Origin of the sequence: Parafrankia sp. Ea1.12, from assembly GCF_900465275.1 — a bacterium.
Taxonomy (GTDB): domain Bacteria; phylum Actinomycetota; class Actinomycetes; order Frankiales; family Frankiaceae; genus Parafrankia; species Parafrankia soli.
In genome coordinates this window covers 1-26158 of the sequence record NZ_UBIZ01000361.1, presented here as the reverse complement: position 1 = coordinate 26158, position 26158 = coordinate 1, and the positions used below count along the sequence as shown (strand labels likewise).

The 26158-nt window shown below is 72.3% G+C and carries 23 protein-coding genes; 6 read left to right on the top strand and 17 right to left on the bottom strand.

The window, feature by feature from the left end; all coding sequences use genetic code 11:
• Nucleotides 1-132: 132 nt before the first annotated feature.
• Nucleotides 133-777: a hypothetical protein gene (locus tag FMEAI12_RS20120; protein ID WP_112107334.1), complete on the bottom strand. Its 645-nt coding sequence runs from the start codon at nt 775-777 to the stop codon at nt 133-135.
• Between the two features lie 271 nt (nt 778-1048).
• On the opposite strand from FMEAI12_RS20120, the gene FMEAI12_RS20115 reads away from it, so the two are divergent.
• Nucleotides 1049-2695: a serine/threonine-protein kinase gene (locus FMEAI12_RS20115; RefSeq protein ID WP_112107331.1), complete on the top strand. Its 1647-nt coding sequence runs from the start codon at nt 1049-1051 to the stop codon at nt 2693-2695.
• 128 nt (nt 2696-2823) lie between these two features.
• Nucleotides 2824-4257, top strand: a complete 1434-nt coding sequence (locus FMEAI12_RS20110) for an extracellular solute-binding protein (protein WP_235014227.1) — start codon at nt 2824-2826, stop codon at nt 4255-4257.
• Nucleotides 4258-4354: 97 nt separating this feature from the next.
• Here FMEAI12_RS20110 and FMEAI12_RS20105 read toward each other — a convergent pair whose 3' ends face one another.
• Nucleotides 4355-4915, bottom strand: coding sequence for a VOC family protein (locus FMEAI12_RS20105; RefSeq protein ID WP_071060015.1), 561 nt, complete (start codon nt 4913-4915; stop codon nt 4355-4357).
• Between the two features lie 182 nt (nt 4916-5097).
• Here FMEAI12_RS20105 and FMEAI12_RS20100 point away from each other — a divergent pair, with 182 nt between their 5' ends.
• The gene (locus tag FMEAI12_RS20100; protein ID WP_112107329.1) at nt 5098-5760 is read left to right on the top strand and encodes a TetR/AcrR family transcriptional regulator; all 663 of its coding nucleotides are present in this window, start codon (nt 5098-5100) and stop codon (nt 5758-5760) included.
• Nucleotides 5761-5836: 76 nt separating this feature from the next.
• Here FMEAI12_RS20100 and FMEAI12_RS20095 read toward each other — a convergent pair whose 3' ends face one another.
• The gene (locus tag FMEAI12_RS20095; RefSeq protein ID WP_200835344.1) at nt 5837-7024 is read right to left on the bottom strand and encodes a cytochrome P450; all 1188 of its coding nucleotides are present in this window, start codon (nt 7022-7024) and stop codon (nt 5837-5839) included.
• Nucleotides 7025-7362: 338 nt separating this feature from the next.
• Between FMEAI12_RS20095 and FMEAI12_RS20090 the strand changes: the two genes are divergently transcribed.
• Nucleotides 7363-8073: a TetR/AcrR family transcriptional regulator gene (locus FMEAI12_RS20090; protein ID WP_112107339.1), complete on the top strand. Its 711-nt coding sequence runs from the start codon at nt 7363-7365 to the stop codon at nt 8071-8073.
• 81 nt (nt 8074-8154) lie between these two features.
• Here the strand turns inward: FMEAI12_RS20090 and FMEAI12_RS20085 are convergent, their stop codons facing one another.
• The 11 genes from FMEAI12_RS20085 to FMEAI12_RS20035 form a co-directional block, all read right to left on the bottom strand.
• Entirely contained in the window at nt 8155-9192 is a 1038-nt protein-coding gene (locus FMEAI12_RS20085) for a phosphotransferase (protein ID WP_112107327.1), read from the bottom strand.
• Nucleotides 9189-10256 carry a phosphotransferase family protein gene (locus tag FMEAI12_RS20080; protein WP_112107325.1) on the bottom strand — a complete coding sequence of 356 codons (1068 nt, stop codon included), beginning with the start codon at nt 10254-10256 and terminating at the stop codon, nt 9189-9191. The genes FMEAI12_RS20085 and FMEAI12_RS20080 overlap by 4 nt, the downstream gene beginning before the upstream one ends.
• A gap of 44 nt (nt 10257-10300) precedes the next feature.
• Nucleotides 10301-10735, bottom strand: coding sequence for a nitroreductase family deazaflavin-dependent oxidoreductase (locus FMEAI12_RS20075; protein ID WP_071060011.1), 435 nt, complete (start codon nt 10733-10735; stop codon nt 10301-10303).
• Between the two features lie 31 nt (nt 10736-10766).
• Complete coding sequence (locus tag FMEAI12_RS20070; protein ID WP_112107323.1) at nt 10767-12014, bottom strand: cytochrome P450; 1248 nt, start codon at nt 12012-12014, stop codon at nt 10767-10769.
• A gap of 4 nt (nt 12015-12018) precedes the next feature.
• Complete coding sequence (locus tag FMEAI12_RS20065; RefSeq protein ID WP_071060074.1) at nt 12019-12798, bottom strand: SDR family NAD(P)-dependent oxidoreductase; 780 nt, start codon at nt 12796-12798, stop codon at nt 12019-12021.
• A 5-nt stretch (nt 12799-12803) separates the two neighbouring features.
• A complete protein-coding gene (locus FMEAI12_RS20060) occupies nt 12804-13055 on the bottom strand; it encodes a ferredoxin (RefSeq protein ID WP_112107321.1) in 252 nt (83 codons plus the stop codon).
• A gap of 1 nt (nt 13056) precedes the next feature.
• Nucleotides 13057-14265 carry an amidohydrolase family protein gene (locus FMEAI12_RS20055; protein ID WP_071060008.1) on the bottom strand — a complete coding sequence of 403 codons (1209 nt, stop codon included), beginning with the start codon at nt 14263-14265 and terminating at the stop codon, nt 13057-13059.
• A gap of 29 nt (nt 14266-14294) precedes the next feature.
• Nucleotides 14295-15764 carry an aldehyde dehydrogenase family protein gene (locus FMEAI12_RS20050; protein WP_112107318.1) on the bottom strand — a complete coding sequence of 490 codons (1470 nt, stop codon included), beginning with the start codon at nt 15762-15764 and terminating at the stop codon, nt 14295-14297.
• Between the two features lie 100 nt (nt 15765-15864).
• Nucleotides 15865-17067 (bottom strand): thiolase family protein, encoded by a 1203-nt coding sequence (locus tag FMEAI12_RS20045; RefSeq protein ID WP_112107316.1) that lies wholly within the window; start codon nt 17065-17067, stop codon nt 15865-15867.
• On the bottom strand, nt 17064-17585 hold the full coding sequence (locus FMEAI12_RS20040; RefSeq protein ID WP_112107314.1) for a Zn-ribbon domain-containing OB-fold protein: 522 nt from the start codon (nt 17583-17585) through the stop codon (nt 17064-17066). Before FMEAI12_RS20040 ends, FMEAI12_RS20045 begins: the two co-directional genes overlap by 4 nt.
• Nucleotides 17582-18805 (bottom strand): CaiB/BaiF CoA-transferase family protein, encoded by a 1224-nt coding sequence (locus FMEAI12_RS20035; protein ID WP_041255379.1) that lies wholly within the window; start codon nt 18803-18805, stop codon nt 17582-17584. The genes FMEAI12_RS20040 and FMEAI12_RS20035 overlap by 4 nt, the downstream gene beginning before the upstream one ends.
• A 363-nt stretch (nt 18806-19168) precedes the next feature.
• Here FMEAI12_RS20035 and FMEAI12_RS20030 point away from each other — a divergent pair, with 363 nt between their 5' ends.
• Nucleotides 19169-20662: a class I adenylate-forming enzyme family protein gene (locus FMEAI12_RS20030; protein WP_112107311.1), complete on the top strand. Its 1494-nt coding sequence runs from the start codon at nt 19169-19171 to the stop codon at nt 20660-20662.
• A 447-nt stretch (nt 20663-21109) separates the two neighbouring features.
• Here FMEAI12_RS20030 and FMEAI12_RS20025 read toward each other — a convergent pair whose 3' ends face one another.
• Complete coding sequence (locus FMEAI12_RS20025; RefSeq protein WP_071060003.1) at nt 21110-21340, bottom strand: hypothetical protein; 231 nt, start codon at nt 21338-21340, stop codon at nt 21110-21112.
• 449 nt (nt 21341-21789) lie between these two features.
• Complete coding sequence (locus tag FMEAI12_RS20020) at nt 21790-23202, bottom strand: esterase-like activity of phytase family protein (RefSeq protein ID WP_200835343.1); 1413 nt, start codon at nt 23200-23202, stop codon at nt 21790-21792.
• A gap of 709 nt (nt 23203-23911) precedes the next feature.
• Between FMEAI12_RS20020 and lysA the strand changes: the two genes are divergently transcribed.
• On the top strand, nt 23912-25225 hold the full coding sequence (gene lysA / locus FMEAI12_RS20010; RefSeq protein WP_071060001.1) for a diaminopimelate decarboxylase: 1314 nt from the start codon (nt 23912-23914) through the stop codon (nt 25223-25225).
• 56 nt (nt 25226-25281) lie between these two features.
• Here lysA and FMEAI12_RS20005 read toward each other — a convergent pair whose 3' ends face one another.
• A complete protein-coding gene (locus tag FMEAI12_RS20005) occupies nt 25282-26052 on the bottom strand; it encodes a dienelactone hydrolase family protein (RefSeq protein ID WP_112107307.1) in 771 nt (256 codons plus the stop codon).
• Between the last annotated feature and the right edge of the window lie 106 nt (nt 26053-26158).

Here is a 26158-nt window from a genome sequence, read left to right as displayed (position 1 = left end):
CCCCCGCCGACCGGGCCACCACCGACCGGACCACCGCGGACGGCACCGCCGGACGGCACGCCGCCGCCGCTCCCCTCCCCGACCGTCGTGCCCCGGCCGACCACCACACCGCCCGGGACCGACCTCGGGTGATCAGCCCGCGAAGTCGATCGCCAGCCGGGCGGGGTCACGCAGCTCGACGACGCGGAAGCCGACCCGGGAGCCGAGCCCCACGCCGATGTGCACGTAGCCCTCGTAGTCACCGGCGAGCGCGTAGCTGATCGGGCCGGACAGCTCACCCCCGAACTGGGGGGTGGTCAGCGTGGACTCCCCCGCGTCGCCGTGCGCCACGGCCGGGGTGACGACGATCTCGAAGGTGACCGGGCCGCGCAGCGGCAGCGGCGCCCCCGAGCCGGGACGGAACACCTGGTCGACATAGCCCGCTGTGTAGCCGGGTAGGCCGCCGGCGAACTCGAGCACGAGCCGGTTGTAGGCGGCGCCCCCCTGCACGTTGCGCGCGGCGCGCAGCGCGACCAGCCGCGCCGGCGGCGTGACCTGGTGCTCAGCGCGCACCTCGCGGGTCGTCCAGGTCGACGGGGCCGCCGCCCCGACCGATCCGGACGGACCGCCCGATCCGGGGGTGCCGGCGGGGCCGGCTGACGGGGACGTGCCGGCCGGGCCGGACGAGACCGCCGCGCTGGTGCGCGGTGCCGGCGCCCCGTCCGGCCCCGATCCGCCCGTGCCGTCGCCGCACGCGGCGAGCGTGGTGAGGGCGGCACCCAGCAGGACCGCCAGCACGGCGGCCCCGCCCGTCCCGGGACGGATGACACGCCGCGAGCGACAGCGGGGGCCGAGGCGGTGCGGACTGAGGCGGTGGGGGGTGAGAGAGCGCTCCACGAGGGCCTCCGGGCGGACGTGCGGGAACAGGGCGATATCCGCAGTGTGGGCCGCGTCCTACGAAAATCAATGCCGTCCCACCTGCGGATATATGTGTCGCAGTACGATTCGCTCGAATCGTGCCGGGAATCCGGACGGTGGCCTGGTCTGGGCTTTGGGGGGTACGCGGACCGTGAGCACAAACGGCGTCGAGGTTCAGCCACCGCGATCGAGTGACCCCGTCTCGCTGGGACGGCACAGGGTGCTCGGCCGTCTCGGTGCCGGTGGCATGGGCGTGGTCTACCTGGCCGAGGGCCCGTTCGGCCGGGTCGCGGTGAAGCTCGTCCGTGAGGAGCTCGCGGACGACCCGGACTTCCGCCGCCGGTTCCAGCGCGAGGTCCAGGCCTGCTTCCGGGTGGGCGGCGCGCACACCGTCCGCCTGGTCGACTTCGAGCTGGACGCCGACCGGCCCTGGCTGGCGACCGAGCTCGTCGACGCGCCGAGCCTGTCGGCCCACGTCCGGTTACACGGCCCGCTCGGCCCGGACGAGCAGACGGTGCTCGCGGCCGGGCTCGCCGACGCACTGGTCTCGATCCACGCGGCCGGGATGATCCACCGGGATCTCAAGCCGTCGAACGTCCTGTGGACGGCGCACGGGCCGAAGGTCATCGACTTCGGCATCGCCGCGGCGGCCGACGCCACGGCGATCACCCTCCGCGGACAGTTCGTCGGCACTCCCGGCTGGCACGCCCCGGAGCAGGTCTCCGGCACGGAGGCGACCCCCGCCGCCGACATCTTCGCCTGGGGCGCGCTGCTGTGCTTCGCCGCGACCGGCGAGGCGCCGTTCGGCACCGGGCCCGGCGCGGCGGTGCTGCACCGGGTGCTGGCGGCCGAGCCGTCCACCGGCCTCGGACGGATCACGCCGGGGCTACGCCAGCTCGTATCCAGCGCGCTGGCCCGCGAGCCGGCGGACCGGCCCACCGCCGAGGCCCTGTTCACCGAGCTGGTGGGTTCGCTGCCCGACGGCGCCGACGGCTCGGCCACCCGGTTCCTGCAGACCCGGCCGGTGGTGGCGACGACACCGCCGTGGTCGGCGACCATCCCGCCGACAGGCGACGAGGACGACCCGGCACCCGGTCAGCCGACGCCTGGTCAGTCAACGCCAGGCCAGGCGACGTCCGACCAGGCACGGCCCGGCCAGTCGACGCCGCAGCAGCCACAGCCGGGACGGCGCAGGCGGCGCCGGTTGGTCATCGCGCTCGCGGCGGGCGTGGTCGTGCTGGCCGCGGGCGGGACGGCGGCCGTCCTGCTGACCTCCGGCGGCGACGACGGCACGTCCGACACCACCCTCACCGCCGACTTCACCGCCGACGCGCCATGGCGGCTGCGGATCTCCGACGAGATCCAGGGCGGCGACGACACCGGCTGCACGATCACCGTCACCGACACCGCGACGGGCGACAGCCGCTCGATCACCGACGTCTACGGGGAGAAGATCTACCAGGTCTCGCAGGTCGGGACGTTCCGCCTCGGGGTGAACAACCCGGGCTGTGTGGTCCAGGGCCTGGAGACCGCGGGTGACGCGTCGCTGCCGTTCGCGACAACCTCGTACACCGGTGACACCGAGGCCTTTCACACCGAGGGCACGGTCACCGTCAAGGTCGTCGACTTCAGCGGCAGCGAGGACTGCGCCCTCGAGCTCCACTCGGCCACCGACGGCCGGCTGCTCAACTTCGGCACCGCCAGCCCGGACAACCCGGTAATCACCCTGGACGCCGGCGGCCCCGACCAGGTCTACCTCGCCGAGCCGCCCTGCGGGCTGCGGGTCCTCCCCGGCTGAGCGCGCCGGTAGGGGCACCCCTGTCGGGTGGCGGCCTGGGCTTTCGGCCCGGTCCGGGGCGATGCTGTCACCGACGGAAACCGGGCACCCGCAGCGGACCGAGGGCATGCCCACCGAAGGGAGCGACGATGCTCGGGAACGTGTCAGAACCCCGCCCACGGCACCTGGACCCGCGCGGCCCGGGCACCCGCCGGGCCGGCTCGTCCCCACGCCGCGCCGGGCCGCTGGGCGCGCTGCTCGCCGGGACGGTCACGGTCGGCCTGCTCGCGGGCTGCGGCGGCGGCTCCGGCGCGGCCACCGATCCGGCCGAGAGCCTGCGCCCGACGGCACGGCCGGCGACCGCGAACGTGGACGACGTCGCCGGCGCGAAGGCGTCGCCGGAGTGCGCCGCCGCGGTGAAGACGCTGCGGATGTTCGCCCTGGGGTCGCTCAACGACGCGGCGAAGTCGGGCAAGGCGTACATGGAGAAGGCCCATCCCGGCCTGACCGTCGAGCTCACGGCCGACGCGACCGGCTACCCCCAGCTCGTCCAGCAGATCAGCGCGGACCGGGCCGCCGGGCGCCCGGCGGACGTCGCGGTCGCCGGCTTCGACCTGCTGCCGACCTTCGCCGACAAGCTCGGCGCGCAGCCGCTGTCACCCCGGTTGCTGCGGGCGTCCTACGACCAGCGGTTCCTGCCGCTCGGCGAGTACGGCGGCCGGCTCGTCGCGGTGCCGCAGCAGGTGTCCACGCTCGCACTCGTCTACAACGCGGACGTCCTGGCGAAGGCCGGGGTCGACCCGAAGACGCTGGGCACGACCACGGGGGTGCTCGCCGCGGCCGAGCGGATCAGGAACTCCGGTCAGCAGATCCAGCCGATCGACCTGCCGACGGGCGGGTTCGCCCAGTGGTACCTGACCACGCTGGCCAGCTCGAAGAACACCCCCGCGATGAAGGCGGACGGCCAGCCCGACCTGACCAGCCCGGCCGTCCGCGAGGCCGCCGCGTTCCTGGCCAAGGTGGGCACCTACGGAACACAGTCGAGCGACCCGACCACGCAGGGCCTGTTGCGCTTCGGCATCCGGCAAGAGACGGCGATCAGCGCGGTCACCCTGCCGTCGCTGGCCGCGGGGCTCCGCTACGTCCATGATCAGGGCGCGCAGGGCTTCAAGGTGGGTGTCGCCCCGTTCCCGACCCTGCCCGGGGGCACTCAGCACCCCGTCGCGGGCGGCAACGGGCTGTCCGTACTGTCGACGGACCGCTGCCAGCGGGAGATGGCCACCGAGCTGGTCGTCGCGCTGCTCGCCCCGGACGTGATCGCCGCCGGCACCGAGGCGTTCAGCTTCCTGCCGGTCGACACCGAGGCCCGCAGGCAGCTCGCGCCGTTCTACCGGGAGTTCCCGGAGCTGACCCAGTTCGACGCGCTGATTCCGGATCTCGTCCAGGCGCCGACCTGGGGCGGTGAGCGCGGCGGCGAGGTCCACGACGCGCTGAACGACGAGGTGGTCGCAATCATGACAGGAGCCGACCCCGGCACCACCCTCACCGCGGCCCAGCGGAAGATCGCCACCCTGGTGAAGTGATCTCCCGCTCGGGACAGTTCGGACCCCGGGCACCACCCTCACCACAGCCAGTGGGAGATCGCCGCACCGGGACGATGATCTCCCACTCGGGATGTGTTCAGACGCCGAGGGTGCGGACGGGGTCGGTGCCGTCCCAGCCCTCGGTGGCGGCGCGGACGAACTTGGCCATGCCCTCCGTGGCCGGGTTCAGCTCCATGATCTCGATGATGGTGGCCGGGCCGGCGGGCGGCTCGAAGTAGGCGTAACGGGTCGCGCCGTCACCGCCGCCGGTCCAGACGATCGGCCAGCCCGCGGCCTCGATCGAGCTCATGGTGGCGTCGAAGTCCGGGGCCCACCAGGCGAGCTGGTGGAAGCCCTCCTTCCCGGACTCGAGGAACTCGGTGTAGATGCTGGGCGCGTCACCGTGCTGCTGGATCAGCTCGACCTGCATGTCGCCGGTGTTGGAGAAGGCGACCGACATGGTCACCTCGCAGTCCTTGCCGCGGAAGAGCCCCGCCTGCGGGTGCTCCCGCAGCACGTACCAGGGGCCGACGCCCAGGCTCAGCCAGGAGGCGATCGCCTCGTCGAGGTCGCGGACGATGTAGCCGATCTGGCGCGCAACGCCGGGCAGGACGTCCGGGTTGACGGCGGTGGGCGGGGTGGTGGGCGAGGTGGTCACGGTCCGCTCCTCGGGTCTGACGCGGCTCCGGCCGGACCCGCGGGCTTGGGTTGACCGGGACCGAGCTCCGCAACAGCGGCCAGTCCCGCGACGCGGGGGAACGCTAGCCGTGCCGGCGGAAATGCGTCAACTGTTCTCATCTGTTCTCATCGCCGCTGGAACTGGGCCGGTAGAATTGATCTGTGCCCACCGGAGCAGCCGGCACGGGCGCTGACCGCAGTCAGCGCCGGGCCTCCTACCAGCAGGCGCGCTCGCACGAGACGAAACGTGCCCTGGTGCAGGCGGCTGTGGCGCTGTGGCGCGCGAACGGCTACACGGCGACCACGGTCGCCGACATCTGCCGGGCGGCCGGGGTCTCCAAGGGGCTGTTCTACTTCTACTTCCCGCGCAAGGAGGACGTCCTCCTTGAGATCGGTGTGCTCTCCACCCGCGGCGCCCGCCGCACCGCGCACGAGCTGCTGCGCGGGCCGTACGACGTCACCGCCGTCGTCGCGGCGACGCTGGGCGGCCTCGAGCGGTCGATGCGGCGCAACCCGCCCGAGCTGATCATCGAGACCATCCTCGAGAGCTACCGACACGAGCACCGGGCGCTGGCCGGCGAGGTGCCCCCGGAGCCGGCCCCGCTGATCTTCGGTGACCTGTTCGACCGCGCGGTGGCGGACGGCGCGCTGCCCGGTCACGTCGACGCGGCGCGGCTGGCTCGGCTGGCGCAGTCGCTGGTCAGCGAGGGCGCCCGCCACTGGGCGGCCGGCGCTTACGCGCCGCGGTCGTTCGCCGACGTCGTCACCGAGGACATCACCGCTCTCATCGCCGGCTTCAGCCAGCCGCCGCCACCACCCGCCTGAGCCCGTCACCTGAGCCCGCCGGCTCCACCCCGGTCCGGGAGGATCCCTGACGTGGCCTCCCGGACCGGGACGACGCTCAGACGACGAGCGGCAGGTGCTCGTACCCGCGCACGGTGCTGGTGTGCAGCCGCACCGCGCTGTCGTGGTCGACCTGGTAGTTCGGGAAGCGGCGCAGGGTCTCCTCGATCCCGATCCGGCCCTCCATCCGGGCCAGCGCCGCGCCCAGGCAGAAGTGGGCGCCGCGGCCGAACGCCACGTGGCCGTCGAACTTACGGTGGATGTCGTAACGGTCCGGGTCGGTGTACTTGCGCCCGTCCCGGCCGGCCGATCCGGTGAGCAGCAGAACCTTCGCGCCCGTCGGGATCGTCGTCCCGTGCAGCTCGACGTCGTTCTTGAGCATGCGGCCCTGCACCGGGGACGGCGCCTCGTACCGCAACGTCTCCTCGACGGCGTTCGACAACAGCGACGGGTCGGCGGCCAGCTCGGCCCGCTGGTCGGGATGGGCCTCGAGCAGCACACACGCCCAGCCGAGCAGCCGGGCGACGGTCTCCGTCCCGGCGCTGACGATCTCGTTCGTGACCGACGCCGCCTCCGGCGTGGTCAGCCTGCGGCGCTCGCCGTTCCCGTCGGTGACCTCGGCCTCGGCGAGACCGGTGATCATGTCGTCACGCGGCGACCTGCGGCGGTCCTCGATCAGCCCGGCGAAGTAGGTGCGCAGCTTGATCGTGGCGGCGTGGGAGGTCTCGTTGACCATCCCGACGCCCTCCTCGATGTGGAAGGTCAGGTCGATGGTCCTGCGGACCTCCTCCCGGTCTGCCGGGTCGACCCCGATCAGCTGGGAGATCACCTTCGAGGGGAGCTGCGCGGCGAAGTCACTGATGTAGTCGAACCCGCCCGCGCCGATCTGCGGGTCGAGCATCTCCGCGCACAGGACGCGGATGTGCTCCTCGAGCGCGGCGATCCGGCGCGGGGTGAAGGCGCGGGACACCAGCGACCGCAGCAGGTGGTGGGCCGGGGCATCCGTGAAAATCATGAAGCCGGGCGGCATCGGCTCCGGCGTCATGATCTCCAGGATCGTGCCGTGCGCGGAGCTGTAGGTGTCCGCGTTGACGTGGGCGGCGTCGATGTCGGCGTGCCGGGAAAGCACGTAGAAGTCGAACTTGTCGTTGCGGTAGACGGGCTCCTCGTCACGCATCCGCTTCCAGAGCGGGTACGGATTGACGTCGATCACCTCGTCGAAGGGATCCCAGTATAATTCGGCCACTGTCGTAGATCTCCTCGTCGCGTTCACAGGCACGGCGTCCACTGGCACTTTCCAGAAGACAGTCTTAGTCACCCGGCCAAGCCCACACAAACGACGAATACCGGTGTGACCTGCGCCACCATGGCCCCGAGTCCGGCCCGGTCGTGGTCGGTCGCGCTCCGGCTGCGGTCCGGTCGCGACAGGGGCGGACCGGGCGGGCGGGAATACAGGTGCGGTGCGCACGGAGATCCCTCGGGGACGAACGGTGTGAACGCCGACACTGGTAACGTCGGAGAGTGTCCTGGGCCGAACGCGCCGCCGACCGCTCGCCGTCGGTCCAGCGTTCGAGATCGCGCAGCATGCGGCAGGCGAAGGTCATCGTCGAGGCCGCCGAGCGGCTCATCCTGCTCAACGGCGCCCGCTTCACGACGCAGGAGCTCGTGAAGGAAGCCGGCATCGCGACGCAGACCTTCTACCGGCATTTCACCGGCAAGGATCAGCTGCTGCTGGCCGTCATCGAGGACATCATCGCCAACCAGACCGCGCGCTACGAGGCGTCCGCGCAGCACCTGCCGGGCCCGGTCGCCCGGCTGCGCCACTACGTGCGGTCCGCGGTGTCGTCGCTGAACGCGCCGGGCTGGGAGGGTGCCGGGGCCCGGTTCATCCCCACCGAGCACTGGCGCCTGCACCAGCTGTACCCGGAGGAGCTGGCGCACGCGACCCGGCCGTTCGCCGACCTGGTCGCTCGTGAGCTGACCGCGGCGCAGGAGGCCGGCCTGCTCGCCCCGCGGCACATCGAGCGCGACGCCACGGTGGTCGCCCGACTGGTGACCTCCGTCTACCACCACTATGCGTTCGCCAGAACGGACGAGACGGCCGAGTCGATCGGCGACTACCTGTGGTCCTTCTGCCTGGCAGCCCTCGGCGGCAGCCCGGAGGCGGAGCAGCCCGCCGAGCCGGCCCGGACGCATCCGCCGCCGGAATCGGCGACTCCCGCCGTTCAGACTGTCCTGCCGCAGCAGGCTCCCGCGGCCGCGCGGAAGCGACCGCTGCCACAGGCCGCGCGGTAGACACCAGCCCCACAGCCCGGCCCCGAACGCGGGCACGCCCGTCTCCAGCAGCCACGGGTGGGCGCCGGAGACGGGCGGCTGTCAGACTCCGAGCAGGTCCAGGCTCCCGTGCTGGGCCACGGCGAGGCCGAGTCGGGCGGTCAGGTGCTCGACGATCGGGCGGTCCACCGCCCGGGTGATCGCCCACAGGTAGAAGCCGTACGGCAGGTGAGCCCGGTACGCCCACCAGGCGTCGTCGCGCGCGGGCGGGGTGACGCCGTGTGCGGCCAGCCGGCCGAGGTAGTGGTCGAGCAGGTCACGCTCCGAGCGGGCCCGCTCATCGGGGTCCAGGACCGCCGCCAGGTGGTAGCCGACGTCCAACGCCCACACGCCGTGCTGGGCGACCTGCCAGTCGATGAGCCCCGGGGAACCGTCGGCCAGCTCGTAGACGTTGCCGGTGTGCAGGTCTCCGTGGACGAGACAGCGCGGCTGGTCACTGATCCCGGCCAGTCTGCCCATCGCCGCCAGCAGCCGGTCCGCGCGGCGGACGTCATCCGGCACCGCCGGCACCCGGCCGTCGTCGAGCTGGCTCTGGAGCTGCTCGGGCGCCAGGACCCGGGCGAGCGACGCGAGCCGGGGCGGGAACGCGGCCGTCAGCTCGCCCTTGTCCTGCCAGGTCGCCGCGTGCAGCGCCGCGAGCTGGTCGAGCGTGCCGGTGGCCTGTTCGGCGTCGTAGCCCACGAGCGGGTCGAGGAAGGTGGCACCGGCCTCGACCAGGTCCTCCATCAGGACGAGCGCGTGGTTCGTCTCCTCGTCGACCGCGGCGTGCACGCACGGCGGGGTCCGCACCGGCAGGGTGGAGGCCCACTGCCGGTAGAAGTCGGCCTCGACGCGGGTGCCTCGCCCGCGCACGGCGGGGTTGAAGTACCCCTTGGCGCACAGCGCCGCCGGCGCGCCGTCGACCGCCTGCGCGTACTCGACCTGGAAGCGCACCTTCGTCGCGACGGTCTGCAGCCGCTGCGTCACCGTCGTGCCGGTGACGACCGCCCCGGGCCACGACTCACCCAGTACCGCGGTGAGCCACTCGGGCGATCGCACGACCTCCTCGTCCCATGGCGCGGGGCCGCCCGGGATGCTCATGACAGTTCCTCCGGGTCGAGGTCGAGCAGGCGGTAGGCGCGTTCCAGGTAGGGGCCGCGCTCCGACCTGCCCGCCAGCGGGAGCCGCATCGACCGACGGGTGTGCAGGCCGAGCAGGGCCGTTTTGACGCAGGCGAAGACCTCGTGCCAGAGCAGGTTCTCGACCCGCCGGCCGGTCAGCTCCTCCCAGAGGTCGATGGTCTCCTGCCGGGTGCCGAGGCCGTCGAGGCGCGGCACGCCCTGGAAGGAGCTGTGGATCTCGTCGAAGTGCAGCCACCAGCCGAGATCGGCCATCGGGCCGGCCAGCGACGCCTGTTCCCAGTCCATGACGCCGACGACCTCGAAGTCGTCGCCGAACATCATGTTGCCGATCCGGGCGTCGCCCCAGGACAGGCCCGGCACGGGCTCGGCGGGCCGGTTCGCGGCCAGCCACTCGAACAGGGTGCGCACGGCATCGGGCACCTCGTCCTCGAGCGCCCACGCCGCGAAGCGGTTCCAGTAGGTGAGCTGCTGCTCGGGGCCGGTGCTGCCCAGCTCGGCGAGGTCGACGAAGCCCACCTCGTCCACAGGCATCATGTGGATGGCGGCGAACTGGCGCATCGCGCTCTCCCACAGGGTCCGCCGCTGGGCGGGTGTCGCCTCCGTCAGCCACCCCGTCTTGTTGTAGACCGGCATGCTGACCGGCACCCGGCCGCGCATCCGGCGCATCACGAAGAACGGCTGCCCGAGCAGCGCGGCGTCGTCCTCGAACCACAGCGTCTCCGGGACGCGCACCGAGCCGTTGCGGCGCAGGGCGGCCAGCAGGTCGTACTGCATCCGGAACCGGGGGTCGAGGAACATCTGGTGTTCGGGCCTGGGCCCGATCCGCAGGACCAGGTCGTCGACGCGGCCCGCCGAGCGGGCTTCGAGCAGGATCGTCTCGTTGGAGACCCCGGCCCCGGTCGGATAGGTCAGCTCGCCCAGCGTGACGTCGTCGACGCCTAATCGGGCCGCGAGCCACGGGCGCAGGACCTCGACCGTGGCGTCGAGGTCGCGGCCCTTGGAGAAGACCGGTGCGACGCTCATCCGTACTGCTCCTTTCATCGCGATCGCGGCAGCAGGCCGGCTTCTCAGGACGGGGTGAGGACGACGACCGGGATGACCCGGTCCGTGCGGGTCTGGTACACGTCGTAGTTGGGCCAGCTCGCGGTCACGATCTTCCAGAGCCGAGGCTTCTCGTCCTCGGACGCCGTCCGGCCCACCACCGGCAGGTGCAGGCCACGGACCTGGATCTCGGCCTCGGGATGCGCCGTCAGGTTCCAGTACCAGGCCGGGTGTTTCGGCGCTCCGCCGGTGGACGCCACGACGAGGTAGTCGTCCCCGTCCCGCGCGAAGATCAGGGCGGAGGTGCGCTTCTCGCCTGACTGCCGGCCGACCGTGGTCAGCAGCAGGGTCGGCACACCGTTCCAGAGGTAGCCGACCTCACCGTCGGTCTCCCGGTAACGCGCGATGTGCTCGGCCCCGCGCAGACTCAGGTCCGGGGCGGTGTAGCCGGTCTCGCTCATGGGATGTCTCCTCACCCCCGAGGTCTCGGGGTCACCCGAAGACGACGGGGATCTCGGTCGCGCCTCGCTCGTACATGCCGATGAAGCGGGGTGCCTCGCGGTCGGGGTCGAGGCGCAGGTCGGGGAGCCGGTCGAGCAGCGCCCCGATCCCGACCCGCATCTCGGCGCGGGCCACGTGCATGCCCAGGCAGACGTGGGCGCCCCCGCCGAAGGCGAAGGACGGCCGCAGGGCGCGGGTGATGTCGTACTCGTCCGGGCGGTCCCAGCGGGCCGGGTCGCGGTTGGCCGCGCCGATGCACAGGTGCAGCACCGACCCGGCCGGCATGTGCACGCCGAAGAAGTCGACGTCCTCGGTCACCCAGCGGGAGAACATCGGGTCGGTGGGTGACCACCGCAGCGACTCCTCGATCGCCGGCCGGAGCAGCGAGCGGTCGGCGCGCACCGCGGCCAGCGCCTCGGGGTGCTGCAGCAGCGCGGTGAGCGTGATGCCCATCTGCTTCCAGGTGGTGCCGGAGCCGGCGGTCAGCAGCAGCACCGAGAAGGAGTGGATCTCGGCGTCGGTGAGCCGGTGCGTGACCCCGTTCTCGTCGGTCATCTCGGCCTGCACGAGGATGCTGATCAGGTCGTCCTGCGGGTCCGCACGCCGGGCGGCGACGATCGGCTCGAGCATCCGCACGATCTCGTCGGGCCTGGTCAGCGCGGCACGGATGTCGAGCGCCTGGTCGACGGGCACGCCGAAGCTGCTGGTGATCGTGAGCACCGGGATGGCCGCGCAGAAGTCCACGTTCAGCTCGGCCCGCCCCGCGTCGACGAACCCGTCGACGAGCAGGTCGACGGTCTCCTCGATCCAGTTGCTGATCCACCATTTCGCCTTGCCCGGCACGAACGAGGGCTGTACGAGCCCCCGGTACCGGCGGTGCTGCCTCCCGCCCATCGACAGCATGCTGTTCGTCGCGCCGTACGGGCCGTTGTTGGGATCCACCGGCCCGGCCGCCGACGCGAACACCTCGGGATCGCGGTAGGCGGCGTCGCACGCGGCGTAGCTGAAGGCGGAGAAGTGCGGGCGGTCGGGGTACGGCAGACCGGAGAACATCGCCGGGCCGTCGAAGCCGGTCAGCTCGTGGACGATCCCCGGGTGCACCGGGGCCTGCTCGCGCAGCCGGTGCCAGACCGGGTACGGGTCCTCCCGGTAGCCGCCGCCCATGTGCACGTTGTAGCTGCTGCGCAGGTCGAACAGCTGCCGGACCCGCTCGCGGTCGAGAGTGGCCGTCGTGCTCATCGGGTCACCTGGCCACGTATCCGCCGTCGACCGGCAGCAGCACACCGGTGATGTTGAGCGCGCGGTCGGAGACCAGGTAGACGGCGGCCTCGGCGCAGTCCTCGGCCGTGATCGGGCGGCCGAGCGGATGGGTGGCCCCGACGTTCTCCACCATTTTCTCCCGGGCGTCCCCCGAGATGGTGAGCCCGCCGGCGGCCATGAAGTTGGTGTGCGGCATCCCGGCCGGGCAGATCGCGTTCGCCCGGATGCCGAACGGCGCGCCCTCGATGGCCACCGCGCGGGTCAGCTGGTGCACCGCGCCCTTGGTGGCGCCGTAGACGGAGCCGCCCCAGGCGACGAGGCCGGCGACCGACCCGGTGTTGAGGATCGCCCCGCCCCCGCCCTGCCGCTTGAACTGCAGGACGGCCTGCTTGCAGCCGTTGAACACGCCCCCGAAGTTGACCGCGACCAGCCGCTGGAAATCCTCGGCGGTGTGGTCCTCCAGCTTCGCGCCCAGCCGCGGGGTCGGGACGCCGACGTTGTTGAAGACGATGTCGATCCGGCCGAACTGCGCCACGGCCGCCTCGATCGCGGCGGCCACGTCGGCCTCCTTCGAGACGTCGCACTCGGCTGCCGCCGCGGTGCCGCCGGCCGCCTCGATCGCGGCCGCCGTCTCCTTGATCCCCTCGGGCCGGATGTCGGCGCACAGCACCCGGGCGCCCTCCTCGGCGAACCGCAGTGCCGAGGCGCGGCCGACCCCTGAGCCGGCACCCATCACCACGGCGATCTTGCCGTCGAGCATCATGCTCGTCACGCTCCTGTTCCGTCCTGCGCCAGGCCTGTGTCCTGCGCCAGGCCCGCGTCGTGCGCCAGGCGCAGCGCGCCGGTCGGGCACGACTCGACGGCGATGCCCACCACGTCGGCCGGGTCGTCGGCCTCGGCGAGGACGACCGCCTTGGCCTGCTCGTCCTGGGTGAAGGTGCCCGGCGCGTAGTCCACGCACATGCCGCTGCCGATGCACCGCTCGCGGTCGACGACCGCGAGCGGTGCCCGCCCTGCCATGTCAGGCCTTCGCGAGCACAGGCGGCTCGGCCGGCGTGAACCGGTACAGCCGCTCGGCGTTGCCGCGCAGGATCTTGTACTGGACCTCCTCCGACAGGTGGCCGATCCGGTTCTTCACGACGTCGATGCAGTTCGGCCAGGTCGAGTCGGAGTGCGGGTAGTCCGTCTCGCACATGATGTTGTCCTCGCCGATCTCGTCGATGCTGGCGATGCCGTGCGCGTCGTCGATGAAGCAGCCGAACACGTGCTCACGGAAGCTGGCGCGGATGTCGAGGGTGTCCAGGTCCAGGGCGTCCGCCCCGGCGTGCTCGTTGAAGCGGACACCACGCTTGACCCAGTGGCGCTGCTTGTCGATCACCTGCTCGGCGCGCTCCAGGTAGTACGGCATCCAGCCGATCTCGCCCTCGGAGAGCGCGATCTTCAGCTTCGGGTACCGCTGGAACATCCCGCTGAACAGCCAGGAGAGCATGGCGCCCGAGGTACGCATCGCGCCCCAGGTCAGGTTCGCCATGAACGGCGCGTCGGGAGCGATCTTCGGCACCTGCGACGAGGAGCCGACGTGCATCGACGCGACCATCTCCAGGTCGTTCGCGGCAGCCATCACCGGCTCCCAGTACCCGTCGCGGTCGTGGATGGTCGGCAGGCCCAGCGGGGCCGGGTTCTCCGAGAAGGCGAAGGTGGTGGACCCCTTCGCCGCGCAGCGCTCCAGCTCCTTCACCGCGAGCTGCGGGTCCCACAGCGGGATGAGGGTGAGCGGGATGTAGCGGCCGGGAGCGCTGCCGCACCACTCCTCGATCATCCAGTCGTTGTAGATCTTCAGGCACACCAGGCCGAACTCGCGGTCGCTCGCCTCGGAGAACATCTGCCCGCAGAACCGGGTCACCGTCGGGAAGCACAGCGAGGCCAGGATGCCGGCCCGGTCCATGTCCTCCAGGCGGGCCCGCGCGTCGTAACAGCCGGGCCGCATCTCGGCGTAGGAGAGGGGCTCGGGGCTGAACTCCTCCTTCTCCTTGCCGGCGACGGCGCTCAGCCCGGAGCTCGGGAAACGCTTGCCGTCGTAGACCCAGCAGTCCATTCCCTTGTCGTCGATCACCATGTGGGGGGCCCGGTCGTGGTCCTTGGCGGGGAGCCGGTCGGTCCACAGGTTCGGCGGCTCCAGGACGTGGTCGTCGACGGAGATCAGCCAGTCCAGCGGCAGTGATGACGTCATCAGTGGTTCCCTCCGGTCCGGGAGCGAGCTCAGCGGAGCTCGCCGATGGCGAGGTGCTTGACTTCCTGGAAGGCGCGGATGCCGTCCGGCCCGCGCTCGCGGCCGAGGCCGCTGTGCTTGTAGCCGCCGCCCGGCGCGTAGGCGCTGAACACGGCGGTGTTGACGTTGACCGCCCCGGTCCGCAGCCGGCGGGCGACGCCCACCGCCGCGGCGACGTCGGCGCCGTAGACCTGGCCGGACAGCCCGTAGTCGCTGTCGTTGGCGATCCGCACGGCGTCGTCGAGGTCCCGGTAGCCCAGGACACTGATCACCGGCCCGAAGATCTCCTCCTGGGCCGCCGGGTTGGCGTTGTCGGGGAGGTCGAGCACGGTCGGCTCGAAGTAGTAGCCGCGCTCCAGCCCGGCGGGCCGCCCGCCGCCGGTGACGACCTTCCCGCCGTTCTCCTCGGCCAGCCGGACGAAGCGCTCGCACCGGTCGCGCTGGCCGGCGCTGATGACCGGCCCGAGCTTCGCCGACGGGTCTGTGGGCGGGCCGACGGTGAGGGCGCCGTAGGCTCGCGACACCGCGTCGAGGACCTCGTCCTTGCGCTCGCGCGGCACCAGCATCCGGGTGGCGGCGACGCACGCCTGGCCGGCGGTGGCGGCGACGACCGCGACGGCCCCGGCGGTGGCCCTCCCGACGGCGTCGGGCAGGTAGATCTGGGCCGACTTGCCGCCCAGTTCGAGGGCGACCCGCTTCACCGTCGGGGCGGCCTGGGCGAGGATCTGCCGGCCGACCACGGTCGAGCCGGTGAACGAGACCATGTCGACGGCCCGGTGGGTGGTCAGCAGCTCGGCACCGGCGGCGCCGGCCTCCACCACCACGCTGAGCACGCCCGGCGGCAGCCCGGCCGCCTCCGCCGCCGCGCCGAAGACCAGCGACGACAGCGGGGTGAGCGGGCTGGGCCGCAGGATCACCGAGTTCCCGGCGATCAGCGCTGGGATGATCTTCTGCATCGCCATGATGATCGCCCCGTTGTAGGGGGTGATCGCGGTGACGACGCCGACGGGCTCGTGCCGGCGGAAGCTCAGGCTCGCCCCGGCCCGGACGAGGTCGTCCAGCGGTACCGGGTTGGCCTCCTCGTGCGACATCGACAGGTAGAGGTCGATGGTGCCGCGGGCCAGGCCGAGGCCGGCGCCGAACTGCGCCCGCTCGGCGAACCCGGTGGGCTGGCCCGCCTCGGCGACCATGGTGGCGACGAGCTCGGCCCGCGCGGACTGGAAGTAGTCGAGGAACGCGCCCAGCACCTTCGCCCGCTCGGCCGGCGGGCGGTCCGCCCACACGCCCTCGTCGAAGGAGCGGCGGGCCTCGGTGATCGCGCGCTCGATCTCGGGCAGGGGGGTGGCCGCCACGTCGGCCACCGAGGTCTCGTCGGCCGGGTTCTCGACGGCGAAGACCTCGTCGCCCTCGACCCAGGTGCCGGCCACGTACGAGCGGCGCTCCGCGATGATCGCTGCCACGGGCTCGTTCCCTTCTCGGTGCACATGCCCACACGGGGCGTCGGGTGACTGGTTCAGGTGCGGCAGGCCGGGGTCAGCAGGCCGGGCCAGCAGGCCAGGGTCAGCGGGGCGCGGTGCTGTAGACGACCGCGCCACCGAAGTGCGGCGAGGACGCGCAGGCGACGCCCACGGTCGCCCGTTCGCGCTGGCGCTCCCCGGCCCGGCCGGCGAGCTGCAGGTAGCACTCGAGCATCTGCGGGATGCCATGCATCCGCCCGTTGCCCAGGGCCCCGCCGCCGGAGAGCGCCGGCAGCGCGCCGGGGCGGTCGCTGTCGATCCCGCCGTCCAGCACGAAGCGGTGCGCCTCACCGACCGGGCACAGGCCGAGGACCTCGAGCCAGAAGTAGACGAACGGCGAGAAGCCGTCGTAGACCTGCGGCAGGTCGACGTCCGCGGGGCTCACCCCGGACTGTTCCCACAGTCGCTTCGCCAGCGCGGTGCCGCCGGCCATGATGTCGTCGAGCGGCCAGTGCAGCGGCAGGCGGCGCCGAGGAGGCGCCGAGGAGGCCTGGCCGGCGACGTACACCGGGCGGTGCGGCAGGTCACGGGCCCGCTCGGCCGAGGTGAAGACGAAGGCGGCGACGCCGTCGACCGGGATGTCGCAGTCGTAGCGGCAGATCGGGTCGCTCAGCAGCGGCGCGGCCAGGTACTCCTCGGTCGTCAGCGGCCGGTCGTGCCAGTACGACCACAGGATGCGCGCGCCGTTCTTGCGCGCCTCGGCGACCACGGCCGCCGTCGTCTCCCGGCTGGCACCGTAACGCTGGAGGTACTCGTTGTAGGGCAGGGCGATCATCGACAGCGGGCCGAAGAAGCCCTGCGGCACCGTCCACTGCTGCGCGCCGCCGGCGGTCCGCATCGGGTTGGCGTGGTAGCTCCCCTTCGGGTTGTGCAGCGCGCGGTGCATCACCACGTAGTCGGCCGCGCCGCTCGCCACGGCGTTCACCGCCAGCGCCACCGAGCCGGGGATCTGGCCGATGCCCTGGAAGCCGGCCACGTACCGCGGCGAGCCGCCGAGACGCTGGGCCAGCCAGTCGGCGGAGACCAGGCTGACCCCGTCCTCGGCCGCGTGCGCGCCGGCGGTCGGGAACAGCGCCGAGGTGACGAACCCGTCGACCTGCCCGGCGGTGAGACCGGCGTCGGCGATCGCCGCACGTGCCGTGTCGACGGCGAGCGCGCCGAGCGGACGTCCCGCGTGCCGGGTGACGTCGCTGTGCGCGTAGCCGACGATTGCCACCCGGCCCTTGGAGCCCGGCCGCGCGCTCACGACCGCACCTCGCCGGGGCCAGTGGCGCTCGGCTCGGCCAGGGCGAACGCGGGGACGGAGACGCCGTCGGCGACGTCCTCGAAGGCCACCGCCACCGGTGCGCCGATGCGCAGGGTGGTGTCGGGGCCGTCCAGGAGCCGGCCGATGACGCGCAGCTCAGGCTGTTCCGCGAGCTCGACGTCGACGAGGAGGAAGGGCACTTCGCCGCGGAAGCCGGGCAGGAACGACTGGCGGACCACGGTCCAGGAGCGCACGGTGCCCCTGCCGCTCACCGGCTCGAAGGCGAACCCGGGATCGGTGCTGCCGCAGTGCGGGCAGGTGTGGTCCGGCGGCACGACGTAGGTGGAGCAGCGGGCGCAGCGGGCGACAGTGAGGACGTGCCGCGCCGCGGCCGCCCAGTACGGCGCCGAACGCTCGTCCGGCGCCGGTACCGGCCGCGTCGGCTCGGGCGCCGCCGCCGAGCCGGACGCCGCCGCCGGGCCGGCCGGTGCGGACGCCGCCGCGGGGCCGGCCGTCACGGGATCGCTCCGGCCTCGGTGAGGGCGGCTATCTCTTCCCAGGTGTAGCCGAGCTCGAGCAGTACGGACTCGGTGTGCTCGCCGTGCTCCGGGGCCCGCCGGGGCACGGGGGGCTGGGAGTCGAACTGGACGGGGACAGTTGGTAATCGGTAGGAGCCGCCGCCGTCGAGCTGCACCTCGCCGACGTAGCCGTTCGCCACCACCTGCGGGTCGTCTACCAGCTCCAGGACGGACTGCACCGGGGCCCACGGCGCGTCGATGCCCGCGAGCAGGTCCTTCCACTCCTCGAAGGTCCGGGTCGCGAACGCCGCCTCGAGCTCGGCCCGGCAGGCGACCCGGTTCTCGCCGCGGGCCCGCAGGTCGGCGAACCGCGGGTCGGCGACGAGGTCACCGCGCCCGATCAGCTCGCAGAACGGCGCCCAGTAGCGGTCGGACTCGAGGAACACCAGCTGGATGTGCCGGCCGTCCTTCGTCCGGTAGGCGCCCACGAGCGGGTTCGGGCCGTCACCGGGGCCGCTGGAGATGCGCGGGGCCTGCCCGGTCAGCGCGACGAGGAGGTCGGAGGACAGCGTCCACATGGCCGTCGCGAGCAGGGAGACGTCGACGACCGTGCCCCGCCCGGTGCGGGTGCGCCCCAGCAGGGCGGCGGCGATGCCGAAGGCCAGCGCCATCGCGCCGTTGCGGTCGCCCATCGCGCCCCGCTGGCTGATCGGGTACTCCCGCTCCTCGGGGGTCAGCGTGTACCCCATCCCGCCGCGGGCCCAGAACGCCGAGGAGTCGTAGCCGGGATGGTCGGCGTCAGGCCCGCGGGCGCCGAAGCCGTGCCCGCGGGCGTAGACCAACCGGGGGTACCGGCGGGTGAGCTCGTCGGCGTCGAGCCCCAGCCGGCGCAGCGCGCCCGGCCGGAAGTTGGTGAGGAAGACGTCCGCCGTCTCCAGCATCTTGTGGAGGATCGCCTTGCCCTGCTCGCCGCGCAGGTCGAGCGCGACCGAGCGCTTGCCCCGGTTGGCCAGGGCGACCGAGAGGTTCACCCCGCCGCCGTCGGTCCCGATCCCCTGGGTCGCCAGCGCCCGGTACGGGTCGCCCTCCGGGCGCTCGACCCTGATGACGTCCGCGCCCCAGTCAGCCAGGAGCGCGCCGGCCACGGGCACGAAGACCCACTGGGCGAGCTCGACGACCCGCACGCCCTTGAACGCGCCCTCCGAAGCGCTGTCCTCCATCGGCCACCCCATCTCCGTCGCGCCGGCTCCGTCGCCACCGTGTCCGGCGTCACTGTAGAACGACACTCTCGTCTTTGGGAAGTCCATCGGTGTCGAAAAACTAGAGGTTGACTTCGCACATCTGGGTTGCAAGCATGCATTCACCCGCCAAATGCCGTGCCTGAGACAGCCATGGCCCGGTGCCCCGAGCGGCCCCCGGCGGTCTCCGTGCGACGCTCCGACCCCCCGCGTGAACCAGCTGAACTCTCTCAGCGCGCCGCCATGCCCCGGGCCGGCGAACGCGCCGGGGGCTCTCCCCATCCGACGTCCCACCGACGTCCCCCCGTGACACGCCGCTGCCAGGACCGGTCAGAGGAGCATGCCGTGGAAGAACAGGTCAGCAGTGCTCGGCGCATCCGGCAGTTAGCCGCCGAGCGCCCCGACGATCTGGCCCTGCGCCACATCGCGCTCGACGGCGGGGAGCCCGCCTTCACCTGGCGCGAGCTCGACCGACGCTCCAGCCAGCTCGCCGGTGCGCTGGCCGAGCGCGGCCTGGGCTTCGGCGAGCACCTCGGGCTCGGACTGCGCAACTCGCCGCAGTTCGTTCTGGCCGTGTTCGCGGCGTGGAAGCTCGGCGCGGTGCCGATACCGGTGCGCTGGGACGTGCCGGAGTGGGAGCTGGGCCGGCTCAAGGAGGTCATCGAACCCCGGGTCTATCTCGGCGGCGAGGACCTCGCGTGGATCGACTCGACCGAGCGCCTCGACGTGCCCGACCTGCCCGACGCGACCTCGCCGCAGATCCACGGCATCTGCAGCAGCGGCTCCACCGGCACACCCAAGGTCATCGTGAGTGACCGGCCGTCCGTCTACGTCGCGCGGATGGCCACGCCGCTCGCTGAGAGCTGGGGCCCCGTACCGCGCCCGCAGACGGTGCTCGTGCTGGCCCCGATGTACCACGCCAACGGGCTGACCACGCTCTACAACCTGCTCGGTGGCGACCACCTGGTGGTGATGGAGAAGTTCGACGCGGCCCGCGTCGTCGACGTCATCGAGCGCCACCGGATCACCACCTTCACCGCCACGCCGACGATGCTGCAACGCATCGCCGACCTGCCCGGCGTGGACGGGCGTGACCTGTCGAGCATCCGGTGGTTCACGCAGGGCGCGGCGCCGATGCCGCCGTCGCTGGTGCACCGCTGGGCCGGCCTGGTCGGCGCCGAGAAGATCCACATGGTCTACGGCATGACCGAGGGCCTCGGCCTCACCGCGCTGCGCGGCGACGAGTGGATGGAGCACCAGGGCAGCGTGGGCCGCGGGATCCGGGGAACCGAGGTGCGCATCCTCGACGCCGACGACAAGGAGCTGCCCACCGGCGAGATCGGCGAGATCTACCTGCGGACACCGGGCTCCGACACCAGCTCCCACTATCTCGGCGCCGCCCCGAAGCTGCACCGGACCGCGGACGGTTTCCAGAGCGCCGGCGACCTCGGCTACCTCGACGGCAACGGCTACCTCCACCTGGTGGACCGCCGCGTCGATATGATCATCAGTGGCGGCGCCAACGTCTTCCCCGCCGAGGTCGAGGCCGCACTCATCGACCATCCCAAGATCGCCGACGTCGTGGTCATCGGCCTGCGCGACCCCGAGTGGGGCCGCCGGGTGCACGCCGTGATCGAACCGGCCGACCCCGCGGCGCCGCCCACCGCGAGCGAGGTCATCAGCTACGCGAAGAGCCGGCTCGCCCCCTACAAGGTCCCCAAGACGGTCGAGCTGGTGGACGCCATCCCCCGCAGCGAGGCGACGAAGGTCAACCGCGGCGCGATGGTGGCCGCCCGCGACGAAGCCGTCCCCACCGCGAACACCGGCGCCGCCCGCTGACACCCGCACCCGCACCCGCACCGGAAACAGTCCGTGCGGCGGTCCCGGGCTGGTTACTCGTAGGAACGGGAGCGCTCGACCGCACGGTCGACGGCGGGTACGTGCTCCCGCGGGACGTCGACGCCGTGCGGAGCATCGCGGCGAAGAACGCCGCGGATCTCCTCCCGGACGAGGTCGAGCTGCCCGCCAAAGCCTGAGCCACTCACCCGGCGGGGTGATGATCCGCACTACGCCGATCATCACCCCGCTGGATCGTGGGCAGTACGGTTCAGATCTCGCGGGCACCACCCCCGCGACGTCGGGCGGGAACCCCCGACGGCATCAGGCAGCCGCGGGTAAGCGGCACGCTCGCCCGGATTCGCGGACGCGGGCGGGGGGATTCCCTGGGTCGTTCCAGCCGCCGCGGCGCGACGCCGCCGGCGCACCGGCCCGCGGGCAGGGGGCCGGTCACGCCGCGGTACCGAGGGCCATCAGGCCCAGCATTCCGAAGGCGGCGACGATCACGGCCAGGCTCGCGGTGGTGGCGAGGAACGCCGACCTGCGGTCGGCGACGTCCGCGCGCTCGGCGAGATATGCCCGGTCGGCGACGTGGGCCCGGTAGACGCGGTAGGCCCGGTCGACGCGGCGCACGTGGGGACGTCGGGTGGCCCGGCGCCGGGCGCTGTGCCGGCCGCTCATGATTCGCGGGACCCGCGGCGAGCGGAGAAGCCCGGGAGAGTGCCGGCCATCTCCCATTGGGATCGCGTTGATGTGAGGACCTCGGCCGAGCCGGCCGCAGACACGGTGGCCGCGCCTGTCCGGGGGCAGACGGTGCCGTCTTCTCCACCCATCGATGACCGCTCCGTTTCGCTAGATGGCCTGCGCTGTACTGGATCTACCGCATTCACGCCGGCGCACAGGGCAGGTGTGCCGACGGGCGGGGCGCCAGGAGCCGCCGACCTCGTCGCCGCCCGCCCCCGACTGGGATAGTGGAACCGTAGAGGCTTCCGTGGGAGCGGGTGGAGCGTCTGCCAGTCGGGCATGAAAGGTAGCCGGCGTGTTACGGCCGAGGACCACCTACCGACGGGCGGCGAACGGGTCGGAGCTGGGAGCAGGCCCGGAAACGGAGCCTCGGGCGAGGCCCGGAATCAGCCGAGCGGTCGGTTCAGCCGCAGCTGGAGAATCTTGCTCTCGACACCCGAATCCACGAGCTGGCCGGCCTCGTTGAACGATCCGAGCCCGAAGTCGTTGTCGTTCGCGACGGCGATCGTCCGTCGATCAACGATCGCAATGCCCTCAATTTTGTCCGGCATGCCCGCAACACCTTCGAGATCGACAGCGAGACGCTTCGGCAACACGGTGACGCCGGCCGTCGCCGGGTCGGCGAGCGACTCGAGGGACGGAGCGGTCGCCGTGCGGTCCCACCGGCTGCCGAGGATGTTCGTCGCCCGGCGCAGGTCGACGCTGTAGAGCCGGGAGACGGCGTCGGTCCGCTCGTTGACCAGCAGGGTGTTACCGTCCACGGCGGCGAGCGAGGAGATCTTCATCTCGGACGGGTCACCGTCGGCGTCCGGGTCGAAGGTGGCGACGTCCTCGAAGCGGTAGACGTACTCGCCGGTCACCTTGCGGCTGGCGGTGTCGAACCGGAAGATCCGCACGTTGCGCGAGGCGTTTCCGGTGTCGGCGTCGGGCAGCTGCAGCGGGCTCTGCACTGCGAGGTACAGCGTGCGCCCGTCCGGAGCCAGCGCGATGCCCTCGAAGCCACGGTTGATCTTGCGCCCGCCGAGGACGCCCGGCAGCGAGGCGACGACCGGGTAGTCAGCCCCGGTCAGACTGACGCCGGCGGGGATGTAGCGGGCCAGGACCTGGCCGCGCGCGCTCACCCGCAGCAGCGACGGGCTGTACTCGTCCACCAGCCAGAACTCACCGGACCGGGTGCGGATCAGGCCCTCGGTGTCCAGACCGTTCGGGTTGAACGGGAGCGGGGTCTGAGCGTCCCAGGTGTACGGGGTCTCGTCGAAGCCGTTGATGTTCGACAGCCCGGTGACCGGCCTGCCGTGCGCGGTGGTGATCGGCAGCGCGTCCAGCACCTTGATCGTCGAGCCGTCGGCCCGGACCCGCACGATGGCCGGGTCGAAGCCGGGCACCGGGAAGGTCCGCCGGTTCTTGCCGTCGATCTTGATCTGCCCGTTCGGGCCCCGGTCAGTGATCGTCCAGAACTCGTTCGGGCGGCCGGCCGGGAACAGGTCGCTGCCGATCCCGCCGAGGTCGACCCCGCGGTCGGTGTCGACCGATCCTCGGATCAGCCCGTTGGAGAAGTCGGCCAACGGGATGTCGGGCAGCGTCGCGGTGGACAGCACCGTCGGCACGGCCGATCCGGCCGGCCCGGCCCCCCTGGCCGCGTCCCCGCCCGCGGACACCGCCGGTGCCGCCGCCGACACCGCCGGTCCGACGGCGACCGCGAACGGCACCGCCAGCGCGATGCCCATGACCGCCGAACCCACGACCGCCGACACGCGGGTCGCTCTGCGCGCCGCGGTCTTCCCCCCAGTACCCGACATCGGTACCCCTTTCTGCTCTGTTGTGGAGTTCCAGCCGCCCACGCGGCCGGAATCGGACGTCAGGTGGCCGCAATGGCCCGCCGATGAATCCCGGCTGGCCGGTGGTCTGCCGGTTTGCGGCGGGCCCGCTTGTCGGCGGGACTACTTCGCGGCGGGCGACGGCTCCGCCGGGGCCGCGGTCACGACCGCGGCCGACGCCCGAGCAGTCCGCCGACGGCGATCCGAACGTCCCACTTGCCCCACGAGATCTCCCCTGCGCCGTCCGGAGTCCCCCGGACCTGCCGCCCGTGGACTGCACGCGCCTCTTCATATCGCCCTACCAGGGCGTTTCGCCCCCGCCGGCGAAGCAGCCGGGCCGGCGTCACGAACTGTTCGCGCAGCGGGCGAACACCGGAAAACTCACGTTCAGCACGAGTTCGACCTTGGGAACACGCCGGTCGCGCAGCCGACCCCGACGCCCGGCCTCCCGCGCCGGGCGTCCCACACCCGGCGACGGGCCGGCGGCGGACAGCCGTCGGCCCGCCCGCCGCCGGATCGACGGCGGCACACCGGAGCCCGCCGAGCGCTGCCGGAAGGTCCACAGGCACTACCGGCAGATCCACGAGGGGGAAGCGAGCGGTCTGTACCGTAGCCTTCAATGAGCCTTTACCACCGAGACCGGTGATAAGGGCCGGGCAGGCTGGCGCTGGCCATCACGGTGAGGATGCAGATGGACGAGTTCTCCTATCGCGACGGCACGTTGTGGTGTGAGCAGACAGAGCTACGCGAGGTGGCCGAAAAATTCGGTACGCCGACCTATGTCTACTCTGCGGCGACCCTCGTCGATCACTATGTGCGGTTCGCGAAGGCGTTCGAGTCGATCAACCCGCTCATCTGTTTCTCCGCGAAAGCGCTGAGCAATGTTCACCTGCTCCGGCTGCTCGCCGGGCAGGGCGCCGGCATCGACACGGTGAGTGGCGGGGAGCTGCACCGCGCGCTGGTCGCCGGGGTCGACCCGGAGCGGATCGTGCTGGCCGGGGTGGGCAAGTCCGTCGACGAGCTGCGCGCCGCGGTCCGCCACGACATCCGCTGCATCAACGTCGAGTCCGAGGCCGAGGTCGAGCTGCTGGCGCGCGTCGCGCGCGAGGAGGACCGCCGGCCGCGCCTGGCGATCCGGGTGAACCCCGACATCGCGCCGGACATGCGCACCCCCGCCCGGACCACCACCGCCATCCGCGGCGCCAAGTTCGGGGTCGACATCGAACGGGCCGCGGCGCTGTTCCGGGCCGCCTCCACCGACGAATTCCTGCGCGCCGAGGGCTTCCACGTGCACATCGGCAGCCCCATCTTCGACCCGGGGGTCTACGCGACGGCGCTCGACCGCATCCTGGCGCTCACCGCCGGTCTCGAGGCCGACGGGCACAGCGTCACCACCCTCAACGTGGGCGGCGGCTTCCCCGCCGAGTACACCGAGGGCAGCGCCCCGGGCTGGGACGACTTCGCGGAGGCGATCTGCCCCCGGCTGCAGGGCTTCGTCGACCGCGGCGGGCAGGTCGTCTTCGAACCGGGCCGGACGATCGCGGCCAACGCCGGCATCCTGCTCGCCACCGTCCGTTACCGCAAGCGCGCGGGCGACCGCGAGCTCGTCGTGATCGACGCCGGGATGACCCATATAGTCCGCGCGGCGATGTACGACAGCTACCACTTCATGTGGCCGGTGACTCCGGTGAACGGCACCGTTCCCCGCTCACGGGACCAGCAGTCGATCGATGACCTCGTCGACTACGACGTGGTCGGCCCGATCTGCGAGTCGAGCGACTATCTGGCAAAAGGCCGGGCCCTGCCGGCGATGGTTTCCGGGGATCTCATCGCGATCTTCAGTGCGGGTGCCTACGGAATGACTATGACGAGTAACTACAACAGCCAGCTCCGGCCGGCCGAGGTTCTCGTCCGCGGCGGCCGGGCGGATCTCATCCGCCGCCGCGAGACCTACGACGACCTCGTCGCCCTCGAGCTCCTCGACGGCCTGACCCCACCACTCTGACGCCACCGCTCTGACCCCACCGCCCGGCACCCCCGGCAGGGCGCCGGCGGCGTGGCTCAGGTTGTGGCTACGTGGGTTTCCAGCCAGCGGAGCATCCGGGCCCATGCGTCGCGGGCGGCCACCGGGTTGTGGGTGGAGGGCCGCTCGGGTGTGTGGAAGGCGTGCTGGGCGCCTGGATAGCTGATCAGCTCGGTCGGCACCGGCGCCCGTGCGGCAGCGGCGCGCAGCGACCGGATCTCGTCCGGCGTGACCCAGGTGTCGTTCTCCCCGTACAGCCCCAGCCACGGCGTGCGCAGCTGGTCCGCGACGTCCAGCAGCGGCGGGGCGCCCGTCCAGTACGGGGTGCTGACCGCGCCGCCGTAGAAGGAGACCGCGGCGCCGAGGCGGTGCCGCACGGAGGTGAGGAACGCCGCCGTGCCGCCCATGCAGAACCCGATGATCGCGGCCCGGGACGGCGGGAGCCCCACCGTGGCCAGGTGTTCCAGGCAGGCGTCCACGTCGGCGGCGATGCCGGCCGCGGTCAGCGTCAGCATCTTCGACGAACCCTCGGCCACCGGCACCTCGGTCAGGCCGTCCCGGTGGTAGAGGTGCGGCGTCAGCGCGAGCCAGCCTTCGGCGCACAGCTGCTCGCACACCGAGAGCACATAGTTCGTGATTCCGCGTGCGTCGGGGATGACGATGACCCCGCCACGCGGCGACACTGCCGAAGCGGGCGCCGCGACGCTCACCGGAACGGTGCCGCCAGGGGCGTCCGCGCAGCCCCGGTTCTCGTTCCCGACCCCGTTCCCGCCGCGGCCGAGGCGCAGGCTGACCGTCTCCACCGTCATGGCGACATCATGGCGAACGCACCACGGATGGCGCGCCCCCATCGGCAAAGGCGGGAGCACCTCACCCGAGGAGTGCCCATGCCCACCCCGTCCCCCTCATCCACCC